This is a genomic window from Oceanospirillum linum, from assembly GCF_001995095.2.
Classification (GTDB): Bacteria; Pseudomonadota; Gammaproteobacteria; order Pseudomonadales; family Halomonadaceae; genus Oceanospirillum; species Oceanospirillum linum.
On sequence record NZ_MTSD02000003.1, the window covers coordinates 431,599 to 446,010 of the forward strand.

Consider the following 14,412-nt stretch of genomic DNA (forward strand, 5'->3'; position numbering starts at 1 on the left):
CACATGGGATACAGAATTCATGACAGCTTCTCATATTGCCAGAAACCTCTCCGGGGTGCGCCAGCAGATCGACACCTATTGTGCGCAATATCAACGAAATATTACTGACGTCACACTACTTGCCGTCAGTAAAACCAAGCCAGCTGAGCTGCTTCGGGCAGCCTATGATGCAGGGCAGCGGGATTTCGGTGAAAACTATCTGCAGGAATCCCTGGATAAGCAACAGGAGCTGGCAGACCTGGATATCAACTGGCACTTTATCGGCCCGATTCAGTCCAATAAAACCCGAGCCATTGCTGAAAACTTCCAGTGGGTGCACAGTGTTGACCGTCTGAAAATTGCCCGCCGTTTAAGCGAGCAGCGCCCCACGGATCTGCCGCCTTTAAATATTTGCCTGCAGGTTAATATCAGTGCAGAAGAGAGCAAGTCCGGTATCACAGTCGAAAAACTGCCGGAGCTGGCCAGAGACGTTGCCACGCTGCCAAACCTGAACCTGAGGGGTTTGATGGCCATCCCGGCACCAGCTGACACTTTAGCAGCCCAACGGGAACCTTTAGCCGGGCTTCGTAGAGCAATGGAAGCGCTCAAAGCGGAACACCCTCAGCTGGACACCCTGTCTATGGGTATGAGCGGAGACCTTGAAGCGGCGATCGCTGAGGGCTCTACCATGGTGCGTATCGGCACGGCCATTTTTGGTGCCCGGGATTATTCCGGCCAATCTTAGGCCATTCAGGCAAGCCAGCTAAAAAACACCATCAACAATCCGCAATTGAAAGCGGAAAACAGATTCAGAGGTTCAACATGCAAGCAGTTAAACTCGCTTTTCTGGGGGCCGGCAACATGTCCGGCAGCATTATTGGCGGCCTGATCGCTAAGGGCGTGCCGACAGAAAACATTATTGCTACCCGCCGCTCTGAAGAGCGCTTGTCGGAGCTGAAATCCCAGTTCAGCATTATTACCAGTAGCGATAATAGTGATGCAGTTGCCAAAAGCGATGTGGTGATTCTGGGGGTAAAACCCCAAATGATGCAGGAGCTGTGCAACGAGATTCGTGAACAGGTGCAGAAGAGTAAGCCTCTGATCGTGTCTGTGGCAGCAGGTCTGAAATCAGAAACCCTGGAGCGCTGGCTGGGCGGTGATGTTGCCGTGGTTAGAACGATGCCGAATACCCCTTCTCTTCTGGGTTGTGGTGCAACAGGCCTTTATGCCAACAGTAAAGTAACCGGAATTCAGCAGGGGCTGGCGGAAAAGCTGATGCAAGCGGTAGGTTTGGCACTTTGGGTCGAAGATGAAGCTCAGATGGACGCCGTCACTGCAGTTTCCGGCAGCGGCCCGGCATACTTCTTTCTGGCGATGGAGGCACTGCAAAAGGCCGGTGAAAACGTTGGCTTAAGTACCGAAGTTGCTGAGAAACTGGCCATTCAGACAGCCCTGGGTGCCGCCCGCATGGCATCTGAGAGCGAATATGATGCTGCAGAGCTGCGCCGTCGTGTTACCTCTCCCGGTGGTACCACGGAACAGGCACTGAACACCTTTAATGAAGGTGGCCTGACAGAGCTATACAGGAAAGCCGTACAAGCTGCGGCGAACCGCGGCCAGGAGCTGGCGGATCAGCTGGATAACTGATCCCGAAACCACTCTGTACCGAGAAAAAGGTGGTTATTTCTCAGATTTAAGCTGGAAATAATCGCCTTTGCCTCCATACAATAGAGCTATAAACGACTTAAAAGATCATACTGCCGCTTGAATCGGCTGCAGAAAAGACTCAAAACCCAGCTTTGGAGCACTCGCGCGATGGGACAATCTGTAGGTAATGCCGGCGTTTTTCTGGTCATGACCCTTATTAATTTATATCTCTTTATTATGATGCTGCGTTTTATTCTGCAGTTTTCACAGGCGGATTTTTATAATCCTATTTCACAAGCTATTGCCAAGGCGACATCCCCTCTGGTGAACCCTCTACAAAAGGCACTAAAACCTGTTAAAGGTATCAGTATCGCAACTCTGGTCGTTGCTTTTTTTGTAAAGTTAATCGGCATCGCATTAGTATTCCTGATTGCCGGTGAAGGGCTTCCACCCGTAATGAACCTGATACTGGGCTCTCTGACCGGCATCATCACAACCTTGCTGGATATCTACTTCTACGCCTTGATCGGTTCAATCATTCTGAGCTGGGCTGCTCCTCAAAGCAGTCATCCCGGTGCCATGCTGATCTACCAGATCACTGAACCTGTCATGACTCCTGTGCGCAATATACTTCCCTCTATGGGTGGGCTGGACCTGTCACCGATCTTTGTCTTTATTGGTATCAATGTTATTGAAATCATGGTGATGGGAACTCTTGGACAGGCATCCGGTATGCCCCGCTACCTGATTGCGGGTCTTTAGCCGTCGGCATCTCACAAAAAAGGGTAGCTCTGACTGCCCTTTTTCTTTGTTAACCCGCCGACACCAAATCAAACTAAACAATGATAATCCATTATTTTTCTTACTGATAAAGCACTGCCTTCTGCTACCGCAACTGTGTTACAGTGAACCTTTCCGTGGCTTGTGCCCCTGCACTTATGGACACCTGTTTCAACCGTTTAAATGGCGGCAACTGAAATTCTGTTGCAACCGTTGACCGCAGGGGAGGCTAAGCCGCCCGCAGACATCTTGATTGAGGAAGATCCTGGGAAATGCCTAATGCGATTCCTGAAGATTCTGTCGGTATTGTCGAACCGCAGATTGCCCACTTCGACACCCCGCTGGAACTCACCTGTGGCCGTACACTCGACAGCTATCAACTTATTTACGAAACCTACGGTACGCTTAACGCTGACCGCTCCAATGCGGTACTCATTTGCCATGCCCTGAGTGGCACACACCATGCGGCAGGCTATCACTCGGCAGATGATCGCAAACCCGGCTGGTGGGATGCCTATATCGGCCCCGGCAAATGTATCGATACCAACCGCTTTTATGTCGTCTGCCTGAACAATCTGGGCGGCTGCAGTGGCTCTACCGGCCCGACATCCATTGACCCGGCCACCGGCAAAACCTATGGCCCGGACTTCCCGGTGATGACAGTAACGGATTGGGTCAACAGTCAGATACGCCTGGGAGATTATCTGGGCATCCACACCTGGGCCGCTATTGTTGGCGGTAGTCTGGGCGGTATGCAGGCACTGCAATGGTCTATTAACTATCCGGACCGTATGCGCAACACGGTCGTCATTGCGGCAGCCCCGCGTCTATCGGCCCAGAACATCGCTTTCAATGAAGTGGCCCGCCAGGCGATCATGAGCGACCCGGAGTTCCACGATGGCCGCTATGCTGATCACGGCACCATCCCACGCCACGGCTTACGCCTGGCCCGGATGGTGGGGCATATCACCTATCTGTCCGAACACTCCATGGGCGATAAATTCGGTCGTGATCTACGTACCGATAAGATCAATTTTGGCTACGATGTTGAGTTTCAGGTGGAGAGTTACCTGCGCTATCAGGGCGATACGTTTTCAGAAAGTTTCGATGCCAACACCTATCTGTTAATGACCAAAGCTCTGGATTACTTTGACCCGGCGGCACGCTACGATGGCGACTTGTCTAAAGCTCTTGGACAAGCAAAAAGTAACTTTCTGCTGGTTTCGTTCAGCACTGATTGGCGTTTTGCCCCATCCCGCTCCGAAGAGATCGTTGATGCACTGACTGAAGCCGGTCGCCATGTTAGTTATGCCTGTATCGAATCTCCCCACGGTCACGATGCATTTCTGATCCCCAACGAGCGCTATGAGGCTGTCTTCTCTGCCTTTATGGACCGTGCAGCCAATGAGGCAGAACAGCAAAAAGCCTGCGAAAAAGGGGAAACAGCATGCACCTGACACGCCCTGATTTAGCCATTATTCAAAACTGGATTCAGCCTAAGAGCCGGGTACTCGATCTTGGCTGCGGCAGTGGTGAACTGCTGGACTTTCTGCAGCAAAAAAAACAGGTTTACGGCTATGGTCTTGAGATTGATGACCAGAAGATCACCGAGTGTATCGCCAAAGGCGTTAACGTGATCGAGCAGAACCTTGATGCCGGTTTGAGCAACTTTAAAGACCAGAGCTACGATGTTGTGGTGATGACCCAAGCGCTACAGGCGATGAAACGCCCGGATCTGATGCTGGAAGAGATGTTGCGTGTCGGCAAGGAGTGTATCGTGACCTTTCCAAACTTCGCTTACTGGCGCTGCCGCTTCTATCTGGCGATAAAAGGAGAGATGCCGGTTTCCAAATCTCTGCCCCACACCTGGTACAACACGCCTAATATCCATCTGTCGACCTTTCGGGATTTTGAACAGCTGTGCAAAAGCCGCAATCTGCAGATTATCGACCGGGCTGTCGGTAACAGCGAACATGAAAGTCATTGGGCAACCCAACTATGGCCAAACCTGTTCGGCGAAGTGGCGATCTATCGGGTAACACGCTGATTCTGAATAATAAGTTGAACCTGAGAGCAGCCATAAGCTATGGGGCTCTCGAAGCCCGCTTTAGCGAAGTAGCGCTCTACCGCGTTACCCGTTAACCGGAACCCTGCTGAAAAGCCGAAGTCAGACAGGCAAACCAACCGTTTCTCTGGAGTTTCAATATGCGCGTATTAACCATCAATCGTATGCTGCTCAGCCTTATGGCGGGGCTGGCTCTGATGCTGAGCCTGGCAAGCCCGGCTCAGGCGGAACAGTTTGAACAGGTGGGCGACTACCAGATTCACTACAACGCTTTTACCACAGGTTTTCTTCAGCCTGAGGTGGCTCAGTCCTACGGTATCGTCCGCAGCCGCTATCAGGCGATGATCAATATCTCGGTCTTGAAAAAACAGGCTGATGGCAGCTACAAACCCGTGGAAGCACTGGTCACAGGTGATGTAGCCAATCTGGCGGGGCAAAGCGTTAATCTGGCGTTCCGTACTATCCGTGAACCCAACGCAATCTATCAGATCACCAGCTTTCGTTTTACAGAAGATGAACCCACTCGCTTTCGCCTGAAAGTGCGCTTTGATCCGAATATAGAACCCTATGACCTGAGTTTTATCCGCCGTTTTTACGGTGAGTAAAAACCTATTGCCGTCTCGAATATCAGACTCCCATAAACGCTACCACGCAGAACGTGGGGGCGAGCAGAGAGTATGGTAAGCAAACAGAAAACTCGTTCCCACGCTCCGCGTGGGAATGCAGAAGAGAACCTCTACTATGAACCAGAAACTCGTCCTTGCCAGCGGTAACAAAGGCAAACTGAAAGAATTTGGCGAAGTCCTCGCCCCCCTGGGCTTCCAGGTAGTTCCTCAGTCGGAATATAGTGTTCCAGAAGTCGATGAAACCGGCCTGACTTTTATTGAGAACGCCTTGCTGAAGGCCCGGGAGGCCAGCCGTATCAGCGGCCAGCCAGCGATGGCGGATGATTCCGGTATTGAAGTAGACGCCCTGAACGGTGCTCCGGGAATCTATTCCGCCCGTTTCTCCGGCGAAGGTGCCACCGATGCCAAAAACAATGCCAAGCTACTGGAAGAGCTAAAAGGTCTGCCTGAGGCGGAACGCACTGCCCGCTACTGGTGTGTACTGGTTTACCTGCGCCATGCGAATGACCCAACACCTATTATTGCTCAGGGCAGCTGGGAAGGTCGTATTCTGGAAGCCCCGGAGGGTGACGGCGGTTTTGGCTATGACCCGCTGTTCTTTATCGATGAGCTGGGCTGTACCGCTGCGGCCATGACCCGGGAAGAGAAAAACAAACACAGCCATCGCGGTAAAGCGACACTGGATCTGATTACCCAGATGAAAGCCCGGGGTTAACGCCTTAATTTTGCACTACTTGCCTGAAAGAGCCCTGATATGATCCTGCCGCCTCTGAGCCTCTATATCCACATTCCCTGGTGTGTACAGAAATGCCCTTACTGCGACTTTAATTCCCACGGAGTTGATCGCTTAAAAGGTGCAACAGATACCCCCCATGAAGCAGGCTTACCGGAGCAGGACTATATCAAGGCCCTGATGCAGGACCTGGACGCAGATCTGGCCGGAGTACAGGACCGTAAGCTCACCAGCATCTTTTTTGGTGGTGGCACCCCAAGCCTGTTCTCACCGGAAGCAATTGAGCAAATTCTTCAGGGTGTTGAGCAGCGCATCCCTTTTACAGACGATATAGAGATCACTCTGGAAGCAAACCCAGGCACGGTTGAACAGGCCCGCTTTGAGGGCTATCGCAATGCAGGCGTTAATCGACTCTCCATCGGTATTCAGAGCTTTGACCCAGCTCAGCTGAAACGCCTTGGCCGGATTCATGGCCGGGATGATGCCATCCGTGCCGCCGAAAGCGCCCGCAATGCGGGGTTTAGCCGATTTAATCTCGACCTGATGCACGGCCTGCCAAATCAGACAGAAGCAGAGGCACTTGCCGACATGCAGCAGGCGATTGATCTTCAGCCTGACCACCTTTCCTGGTATCAGCTCACCTTAGAACCTAATACCGCTTTTTATCAGGCTCCGCCTCCGCTACCGGACGATGACACCCTGTGGGAGATCCAGCAGGCCGGGCAGCAGCTGATTGCCACCGCGGGCTATCATCAATACGAAGTTTCAGCCTATGCCAAAACTGGCTCTGAAGCGCGCCATAATCTTAACTATTGGCAGTTTGGTGATTATCTCGCCATTGGTGCCGGTGCCCACGGCAAGATTAGCTGGCCGACAGCCGGTGGTGGCCTTGAGATTGTCCGAACCAGTAAACAGCGCCACCCCAAGCAATACCTGAACGCGGTGGACTATATATCCCAGCGCACAGCTCTTGAGCCAGCAGAGCTACCGGTGGAGTTTCTGATGAATGCTTTACGGCTGAAAGAGGGTGTGGATGAATCACTTTATCCACAACGTACCGGACAGCCCCTTAGCAGCTTATCCCCAGAGTTGAAAAAGCTACAAGAGATGGGACTGATGGAGCTCGGTACAGGTCGACTAAAAACCACAGACGAGGGTTTTATCTATCTGAATGCGGTGCTGGAAACCTTTCTCAGCTCCGAATAAACCATTCTCCAACAGGTATACACATTAACCAGGGAGTGGCCTGGACAGCTTTTCTTCCAGATCCATGAGCGTGAGAGGGCGACTATAAAGAAACCCCTGACCAATATCACAGCCACTATTCGTCAGAAACTCAGCCTGTTCAATCTGTTCAATCCCCTCTGCAACGACACTTAAACCCAGCTGCTGAGCCAGCACAATGATTGTCCGGGTAATGGCGCAATCGTTTTGACCATGGGGCAGGTCTTTAACAAAAGCACGGTCAACTTTGAGCACATCAATTGGCATCTGTTTCAGGTAAGCCAGCGAAGAATACCCGGTACCAAAATCATCAATAGCCAGACTAACCCCCAGTCGCTTTAGCTCATGGAGAACTGGCAGCATGTCATCCATACTCTCCATCAGCATGCTTTCAGTGATCTCAAGCTCAACCCATTTAGGATCAACCCCTGTATGCTGCAAAACGGTCTCCACCTGGCTGACAAAGCCCGGATCCTGGAACTGTCGGGCAGATAAATTGATCGCTATTTTAATGGGCATACGCCCAGTCTGCTGCCAGTTTACGACCTGTTTACAGGCTGTCTCCAACACCCAGTAACTGATGGGAAGAATTAAGCCTGTTTCTTCAGCAAAGGGAATAAAATCCAGAGGGGGAATCAGACCACGCTCAGGATCATTCCAGCGAATCAAAGCCTCAACGCCGACAATATTCTGCTTCTTCAGGCATACCTTTGGCTGGTAATACAGCTCAAGCTGATCATGTTGCATCGCTTTTCTAAGGCGAACTTCAAGATCCATGCGTTTCTGTGCCTGCTGATTAAGCTCCTGTGAGAAAAAGTGACAACTGCTGCCGGTTTGTTGCTTCGCTTTGTACATAGCCAGCTCTGCATTGCGCAGGGCTTCTGTTGTATCGGTAGCATCCTGGGGTAAAAAAGCAACGCCAATACTGGCGAAAGCATTAATCGTATGCGGCCCCAGCTTAACGGTGCGGTTAAACTGATAACAAAGCTGATCCAGCCAGTCATTCAGTTTTTCCCGGCTGTTCGTGTAGTGCATAATCGCAAACTCATCTCCCCCCAGACGCACCAGCACATCTGAGTCACTGACCACCACTTTCAGGCGATGTGCAGCGGTCTTGATCAGCCGGTCACCCACACTGTGACCCAAAGAATCATTCACTCTCTTGAAGTCATCCAGATCGATAAACACTAAAACCGTCTGACCTTCAAAACCGGAAGCTTCTGACTCAGCGAAAAACTCATCCAGATTATCCAGCAGAAATTGACGGTTTCCGAGACCGGTAATCGGGTCAAAAAAAGCCAGCTGCTGAATCTTGCGGTCCGTTTCCCGCTGTGCCGTCAGATCTTCACCAACAGCGACAAAGCCCTCAATCTCACCTTTTGCACATGCAATCGGCGAAATGGACATACTTTGCCAGAACAGCTCGCCATTTTTCCGACGACAAAGCAACTCGCCGTGCCAGGGTTTACCCTGCCCCAAGGTGGCTGCCAACTGGCGACGCACCTCCGGAGAAGTACGCCCTGCCGAAAGAAAATCAACATGCCGTCCAATCACTTCATCAGGAGAAAAGCCGGATACCTGACAAAACTGCCAGTTAACATATTCAATCCTGTACTCTGCATCCGTGAGCATGACACTACTGCCACTCTGATCCAATGCATTAGAAAGCTTTTCTCTTTCCCGCTCGGCTTCAAGACGGCTCGTAATATCATGGACGATCGAATAAAGTAACTTCTGCCCATGAAGCTCCACCGGACCGCTATATACCTCAACATCCCTGACTTCACCCGAAGCCAGCTTATGCCGAAAGACAAAGTGATTGCGCTTTTCCTTCTCTGCTTCAACCATCGCCTGAGCAATCTCTTCCTCTGACATCACATTGATATCGGAAGCATTCAAAGACGTAAACTGCTCATAGCTGTATCCATAAAAGCGGCAGGCGGCCTCATTCGCATCCACCAGATCGCCAGATTCCGGATCAAGTAGTAACTCAACAACCCGACTACGTTTAAACAGTTGGCGATAGCGCTGCTCGCTGTCATCCTGGCAACTTTGCCATTGTTCCCGGGATACACTGACATCCACTAAGTAGCCACTAAAACCCTCAGGAGCACCGGTATCGGCACGATGGATCATCGTCACACCTGTCACCCAGATATAGTGGCCATCACGGTGGCAAAGCCGGTAATCATTGTGGGTAATACGGGAGGTATCAGAGTCAATAACCTGCGAAAAGTCACGTAGCAGACTCTCAAGGTCATCAGGGTGAACCAGGTCAGAATAGGCCTGTTTTTTTTCCAGAAACGTACTGGCGGTATAACCCGTCAGCTCAGCAATATTATCGCTTACATACTGTACCGGCCACAAATCATCAGCAACCGGCCGGGCGCCCCATTTAAAAAACACCACAGGCCCGGTATCAAACAAGCTGGGGTTAATATATGCCTTCCCTTGCGTATTCATTGCCTACTCCGGCGTCGCACGACCTGCACATCCGGAGCATCCTCACGACGCAACCAGCTGCGCGACATTTGTTATTAAAATTATATGCAGTCTCTGAGGGTATACCCTAACTCAAACAAAAAAGCCCCTGCAAGAGGGGCTTATCAGGTTAGTAATAATTAACCCGCTTTTTTCTGCAACCACTGATCCAGAGCGACAATATCATCCTGTTTTAACGTACCAGCAGCCTGCTTCAGCTTGATCATGCTAATCAGGTAACTGTATCGGGTATCAAGATAGGATGTTTGTGCACTGTAATAGGCCTGCTCCGCCTGTAAAACATCAACAATGTTACGGGTACCTACCTCATAACCGGAGCGGGTCGCACGCAAAGCACTTTCAGAGGAGAGCAGTGCCTGACGACGAGCCTCCACCTGCTGCACACTGGTGGTGACCTGAATGTAGTAACTACGGGCGTTCAGAGCTGTAGACCGGCGCTGTAACTCAAGTCCTTGTTCAGACTGGTTCAGATAGTGGCCAACCTTTCTGATATTGGCACTGGTAGAGCCGCCGGCATAAATCTGCCAGCCCATTTCAAGGCCTAAAGCCAGATTGGTCATATCGGTTTCGGCAGAAGAGTCCGTATTCTGGTAACTCAGCTCAGCTTTAGCATTAATGTAAGGCAGATATGCAGACTTGGCAGCTTTTACTGCCGTCGTTGCCACATCTGTCTGCTTCTGAGCAGCCTTCACATCAAGATTGTTCGCCAGGGCCAGATCGATCCAATACTGAACCGTTGCTGGCTGAGGTGATTCCACTGGAAAGTCCTCTGCCAAAGTATCCAGCTTGCCATAGCTTTTACCCGTCAACAGCTGTAATGATTCCTCACTGATCAGCAAAGCCCCCTCAGCGCCAATACGGGCAGCACGGGCACCGTCATAAGCGGCCTGAGCTTCGTTAACGCCGGTAATAGGAATCAGGCCAACCTTAAACTGTTGCCTGGCTTGCTCCAGTTGACGCTTGATCGCTTTTTCCTGGGCCTGGGCAGAGGTCAGGTTATCCTGGGCGCGCAAAACACCAAAGAAAGCTTCCGTTACCCGTACCATCAGGTCCATTTCTGCCGTCTGATACTCATAGCGTGCTTTTTCAGTGGTCGCTTCAGCAACACCAATCTGCGCAATATTCCCCACATTCAGCAGAGGCTGCGTAACGGTCAGCGCCAGCTGTGCCTGATTGTAGTTGTCACCAAAATCACTGCCCTGATAAGTTCCGTCAGGGGAGTTATTCATCAGGCTGCCACCTGCCGTAACCGTAGGCTTAACACCCGCCCAGGCTACACTTTCATCTTCGATAACCGCATTCAATTCAGACTGGGCTATTTTCAGCTGGTAATCGTTCTCCAAAGCATCCTGGTAGACGCCGGATAGGGTTTGCGCCTGAGCATGAATACTCAAAGCAGAGATTAAAGCCGCTGAAATAGCGGTAAGTCGTCGCATGGTCTGCTCCTGCACGTTATCAATTCGTTCAGATAAAGCGATTAACAGTGCCTCCTTCATGGAAACACCAGATAGGTATAAATGATATATCTCAGTATAACGCAAGGCTTATCATAGCGAATAAGCGAGGATGCTTCATCGCCGTCGCCAACTATTTTAGATCAGCCTAATATATTTGTTAACCAAAATAATATTCAGCCGGTAAGTCTCGCAGAGGCTTAAAGCGCGCCCAAGTAAGATAATTAATCGGAGTTACATCTTTAAGCGAAGATTACCTGAATAATTCAGAGGATTGGCGATAATGAAGAATTAAGCAGCAAGATTGATCTGACGGGCCAGCTGCTCACCCAGTTCAGGCGTTTCCACAACACGATAGATATTAGTGGCTTGGGCCGGACGAACCCCGGTAACCTGCTGAATGTTCGGAAAGACATCAGACAGGGCACGCAAAAAGCTAAAATAGCCACCATAGCCGGAAATCATAGAATGGTTCATAGCGCGGTTAACAGCCATCGCCGTTTTACGGGCCTTGGTATCTGCTTCCAGATTCTGGCGCTGCAGATCCACCTGGGCGTTGCTGTCAATACCCTGAATATCTGACGCATAGAGAGGTGTCGTTAACAAACTCAGCAACATAGAGAACTGCCCACCCTGCGAATTATGCAGAGCGGTGTTCATTGACTTTGCAACACCGGTAGACTGTTCTAGCTGATTAACGATTTTCATCGGATAACGACCAATAAAAGATGACTGTTCCCTTGCTATCGGCAGCATGATAAATATCTTTACATTTTTTCGCAGTAAACTTTTCCAGATTGCCGCAAAGCCATATTTCCAAGCCTAAAAGCACTGGACATAAGTTGCCAGCCTACCTAGACTCTTGGTCATCTTGACGGGGTGCACGGTTGGCTGAGATCGCTGCGAAGCAGCGGAACCCGAAGAACCTGAACTGGGTAATTCCAGCGTAGGAATCGAGAAAAAGAATCCGATAAAGAGTAGATCTGCGCTTCAGTGATATCGATCATAAAGAAGGGCCAGAACAATGAATAGAGTCGCCCCTGGAGCACGCAAGGCAACTTTATCATCAGGATTCCCCTCCGGCACAGCCAACCTTTCACACCGTCGTTGTTATAAATGAAATAGTTACGGACACACTGTTTAACACTGCATGTTTTTCAGTTCAGCCGAGACAGATGACGGTAAAGGTAGGCAAGCAAGATGCAAAACCATCAAAACGCCCCACAAAAAAATCAGCAAGGCCCACTGAACGAAACCGCACAGGTGGATCAGGCATCTATTCAGCCATTCCCAAACTCACGCAAGATCTACATTGAAGGCTCCCGTCCCGATATTAAGGTTCCGATGCGTGAAATCAGTCTTAGCCCGACCACCGGCAGCTTTGGTAATGAAGAGAACGAGCCGCTGCGCGTTTATGATACCTCCGGCCCTTACAGTGACCCGGACATTCAGGTGGATGTACGCAAAGGTCTGCACCCACAGCGTAATCCATGGATCGAAGAGCGCGACGATACTGAAACCCTGTCGAAACTATCTTCGGAATATGGCCGCATGCGCGAAGCCGACCTGACGCTTGAACCCCTGCGCTTTGATCTGCAACGCAAACCCCGTCGCGCCAAAGCCGGTAAAAATGTCACCCAAATGCACTACGCCCGCCAGGGTATTATCACACCAGAGATGGAGTTCGTTGCCATCCGCGAAAACATGAAGCTGGCGGAGATGCGTGAACAGCACCAGCTAAACGAACAGCATCCGGGTCAATCATTTGGTGCCGCTATTCCCGATGAGATTACCGCTGAATTTGTCCGCTCCGAGATCGCCCGTGGCCGTGCAGTACTTCCTGCCAATATCAACCACCCGGAAATCGAGCCGATGATTATTGGCCGTAACTTTCTGACCAAAATTAACGGTAATATCGGTAACTCCGCTTTAGGTTCTTCCATCGAAGAAGAAGTCGCCAAAATGACCTGGGGCATTCGCTGGGGTGCTGACACCGTGATGGACCTGTCCACCGGTAAGAACATTCACGAAACCCGTGAGTGGATCGTACGTAACAGCCCGGCTCCCGTGGGTACAGTCCCCATCTATCAGGCGCTGGAGAAGGTGAACGGCGTAGCCGAAGACCTGACCTGGGAAGTGTTCCGTGACACCCTGATCGAACAAGCGGAACAGGGTGTGGATTACTTTACCATTCACGCTGGCGTGCGTCTGGCCTATGTTCCCATGACCGCGAAACGCATGACCGGCATCGTCTCCCGTGGCGGTTCTATCATGGCAAAATGGTGTCTGGCCCACCATAAAGAGAGCTTCCTCTACACCCACTTTGAGGATATCTGCCAGATCATGAAGGCCTACGATGTCACCTTCTCACTGGGTGATGGCCTGCGCCCCGGCTCCGTTTATGATGCCAATGATGAAGCCCAGTTTGCCGAACTGGAAACCCTGGGCGAGCTGACCAAAATCGCCTGGGAACATGATGTGCAGTGCTTTATCGAAGGCCCCGGTCACGTACCGATGCATATGATTAAAGAGAACATGGACAAGCAACTGAAAGAGTGTGGCGAAGCACCTTTCTACACCTTAGGCCCCCTAGTCACCGATATCGCTCCGGGTTATGACCACATCACCTCCGGCATCGGTGCTGCCATGATCGGCTGGTACGGCTGTGCCATGCTCTGCTACGTAACCCCAAAAGAGCACCTTGGTCTGCCGAATAAAGACGATGTAAAAACCGGCATCATCACCTATAAGATTGCAGCCCATGCGGCTGACTTAGCCAAAGGCCACCCAGCCGCACAGGTGCGCGATAACGCCATGTCCAAGGCACGTTTCGAGTTCCGCTGGGAAGACCAGTTCAACATCGGCCTGGACCCGGATACCGCCCGCAGCTACCACGATGAGACCCTGCCCAAGGAGTCCTCCAAGGTGGCGCACTTCTGCTCCATGTGCGGACCTAAATTCTGCTCCATGAAGATCTCCCAGGAAGTCCGTGATCTGGATGCGGAGCAGGTCGCCGCCATCAACGCTCAGGCGGAAGAGGGCATGCAGGAGAAATCGAAAGAGTTTATGGCAAAGGGAGCTGAGCTGTATCAGGAGGTGTAAACCTGACGAATATGATACAGACCTAACAGTTATTCCGGTTAAAGCCTCCGCATCAGCGGAGGCTTTTTTGCAAGGCGGCATCGACCAGGCAGTACGCCAGAGGTATCCACAGGCCACTCTTTATACCACCTACCGTAAACACAAACCGGCCATTACCTGCTGAATGTACTTGAGCAGCTGACACCAGATCAGACCGGTTTTTTCCTGAGCTGGAAAGGAGAGAAACTGCCATGGTAGCCCTGTAACCGAAATAAGCAAAACAAATACCTGATTATCAGTCACTGAAAAACCTTTGCCTGT

Annotated in this window: 12 protein-coding genes and 1 riboswitch; of the genes, 9 read left to right on the forward strand and 3 right to left on the reverse strand. The window is 51.1% G+C overall.

All coding sequences use genetic code 11. From position 1 onward, the window contains the following. Positions 1 to 19: 19 nt before the first annotated feature. The 8 genes from BTA35_RS09960 to hemW all read left to right on the forward strand — a co-directional run bounded on the left by BTA35_RS09960 (position 20) and on the right by hemW (position 7,036). Complete coding sequence (locus BTA35_RS09960; protein ID WP_078319651.1) at positions 20 to 724, forward strand: YggS family pyridoxal phosphate-dependent enzyme; 705 nt, start codon at positions 20 to 22, stop codon at positions 722 to 724. A gap of 77 nt (positions 725 to 801) precedes the next feature. Next, positions 802 to 1,626 (forward strand): pyrroline-5-carboxylate reductase, encoded by an 825-nt coding sequence (proC, locus tag BTA35_RS09965; RefSeq protein ID WP_078319652.1) that lies wholly within the window; start codon positions 802 to 804, stop codon positions 1,624 to 1,626. A 168-nt stretch (positions 1,627 to 1,794) separates the two neighbouring features. Beyond that, entirely contained in the window at positions 1,795 to 2,388 is a 594-nt protein-coding gene (locus BTA35_RS09970; protein WP_078319653.1) for a YggT family protein, read from the forward strand. 290 nt (positions 2,389 to 2,678) lie between these two features. After that, positions 2,679 to 3,863 (forward strand): homoserine O-succinyltransferase MetX, encoded by a 1,185-nt coding sequence (gene metX, locus BTA35_RS09975; protein ID WP_078319654.1) that lies wholly within the window; start codon positions 2,679 to 2,681, stop codon positions 3,861 to 3,863. Continuing rightward, positions 3,854 to 4,453, forward strand: coding sequence for a methionine biosynthesis protein MetW (gene metW / locus BTA35_RS09980; protein WP_078319655.1), 600 nt, complete (start codon positions 3,854 to 3,856; stop codon positions 4,451 to 4,453). Before metX ends, metW begins: the two co-directional genes overlap by 10 nt. A gap of 158 nt (positions 4,454 to 4,611) precedes the next feature. Continuing rightward, complete coding sequence (locus tag BTA35_RS09985) at positions 4,612 to 5,076, forward strand: DUF4426 domain-containing protein (RefSeq protein ID WP_238377554.1); 465 nt, start codon at positions 4,612 to 4,614, stop codon at positions 5,074 to 5,076. Between the two features lie 136 nt (positions 5,077 to 5,212). After that, positions 5,213 to 5,812 (forward strand): RdgB/HAM1 family non-canonical purine NTP pyrophosphatase, encoded by a 600-nt coding sequence (rdgB, locus tag BTA35_RS09990; protein ID WP_078319656.1) that lies wholly within the window; start codon positions 5,213 to 5,215, stop codon positions 5,810 to 5,812. 39 nt (positions 5,813 to 5,851) lie between these two features. Next, positions 5,852 to 7,036 carry a radical SAM family heme chaperone HemW gene (hemW, locus tag BTA35_RS09995; protein WP_078319657.1) on the forward strand — a complete coding sequence of 395 codons (1,185 nt, stop codon included), beginning with the start codon at positions 5,852 to 5,854 and terminating at the stop codon, positions 7,034 to 7,036. Positions 7,037 to 7,060: 24 nt separating this feature from the next. On the opposite strand, the gene BTA35_RS10000 is transcribed toward hemW, so the two are convergent. The 3 genes from BTA35_RS10000 to BTA35_RS10010 all read right to left on the reverse strand — a co-directional run bounded on the left by BTA35_RS10000 (position 7,061) and on the right by BTA35_RS10010 (position 11,766). Beyond that, on the reverse strand, positions 7,061 to 9,517 hold the full coding sequence (locus tag BTA35_RS10000) for a sensor domain-containing protein (RefSeq protein ID WP_078319658.1): 2,457 nt from the start codon (positions 9,515 to 9,517) through the stop codon (positions 7,061 to 7,063). Positions 9,518 to 9,675: 158 nt separating this feature from the next. Beyond that, positions 9,676 to 10,992 carry a TolC family outer membrane protein gene (locus tag BTA35_RS10005; RefSeq protein ID WP_160054990.1) on the reverse strand — a complete coding sequence of 439 codons (1,317 nt, stop codon included), beginning with the start codon at positions 10,990 to 10,992 and terminating at the stop codon, positions 9,676 to 9,678. Between the two features lie 309 nt (positions 10,993 to 11,301). Further along, on the reverse strand, positions 11,302 to 11,766 hold the full coding sequence (locus BTA35_RS10010; RefSeq protein WP_078319660.1) for a hypothetical protein: 465 nt from the start codon (positions 11,764 to 11,766) through the stop codon (positions 11,302 to 11,304). Between the two features lie 109 nt (positions 11,767 to 11,875). Beyond that, positions 11,876 to 11,980, forward strand: a riboswitch (TPP riboswitch). A gap of 230 nt (positions 11,981 to 12,210) precedes the next feature. Here BTA35_RS10010 and thiC point away from each other — a divergent pair. Next, positions 12,211 to 14,112, forward strand: a complete 1,902-nt coding sequence (gene thiC, locus BTA35_RS10015; RefSeq protein ID WP_078319661.1) for a phosphomethylpyrimidine synthase ThiC — start codon at positions 12,211 to 12,213, stop codon at positions 14,110 to 14,112. The last annotated feature ends 300 nt before the right edge of the window (positions 14,113 to 14,412 follow it).

Excerpts from the sequence above, each read along its gene's own strand:
- BTA35_RS09960 (WP_078319651.1), top strand. The coding sequence starts at position 20 with ATGACAGCTTCTCATATTGCCAGAAACCTCTCCGGGGTGCGCCAGCAG.
- proC (WP_078319652.1), top strand. The coding sequence starts at position 802 with ATGCAAGCAGTTAAACTCGCTTTTCTGGGGGCCGGCAACATGTCCGGC.
- BTA35_RS09970 (WP_078319653.1), top strand. The coding sequence starts at position 1,795 with ATGGGACAATCTGTAGGTAATGCCGGCGTTTTTCTGGTCATGACCCTT.
- metX (WP_078319654.1), top strand. The coding sequence starts at position 2,679 with ATGCCTAATGCGATTCCTGAAGATTCTGTCGGTATTGTCGAACCGCAG.
- metW (WP_078319655.1), top strand. The coding sequence starts at position 3,854 with ATGCACCTGACACGCCCTGATTTAGCCATTATTCAAAACTGGATTCAG.
- BTA35_RS09985 (WP_238377554.1), top strand. The coding sequence starts at position 4,612 with ATGCGCGTATTAACCATCAATCGTATGCTGCTCAGCCTTATGGCGGGG.
- rdgB (WP_078319656.1), top strand. The coding sequence starts at position 5,213 with ATGAACCAGAAACTCGTCCTTGCCAGCGGTAACAAAGGCAAACTGAAA.
- hemW (WP_078319657.1), top strand. The coding sequence starts at position 5,852 with ATGATCCTGCCGCCTCTGAGCCTCTATATCCACATTCCCTGGTGTGTA.
- BTA35_RS10000 (WP_078319658.1), bottom strand. The coding sequence starts at position 9,517 with ATGAATACGCAAGGGAAGGCATATATTAACCCCAGCTTGTTTGATACC.
- BTA35_RS10005 (WP_160054990.1), bottom strand. The coding sequence starts at position 10,992 with ATGCGACGACTTACCGCTATTTCAGCGGCTTTAATCTCTGCTTTGAGT.
- BTA35_RS10010 (WP_078319660.1), bottom strand. The coding sequence starts at position 11,766 with ATGCTGCCGATAGCAAGGGAACAGTCATCTTTTATTGGTCGTTATCCG.
- thiC (WP_078319661.1), top strand. The coding sequence starts at position 12,211 with ATGCAAAACCATCAAAACGCCCCACAAAAAAATCAGCAAGGCCCACTG.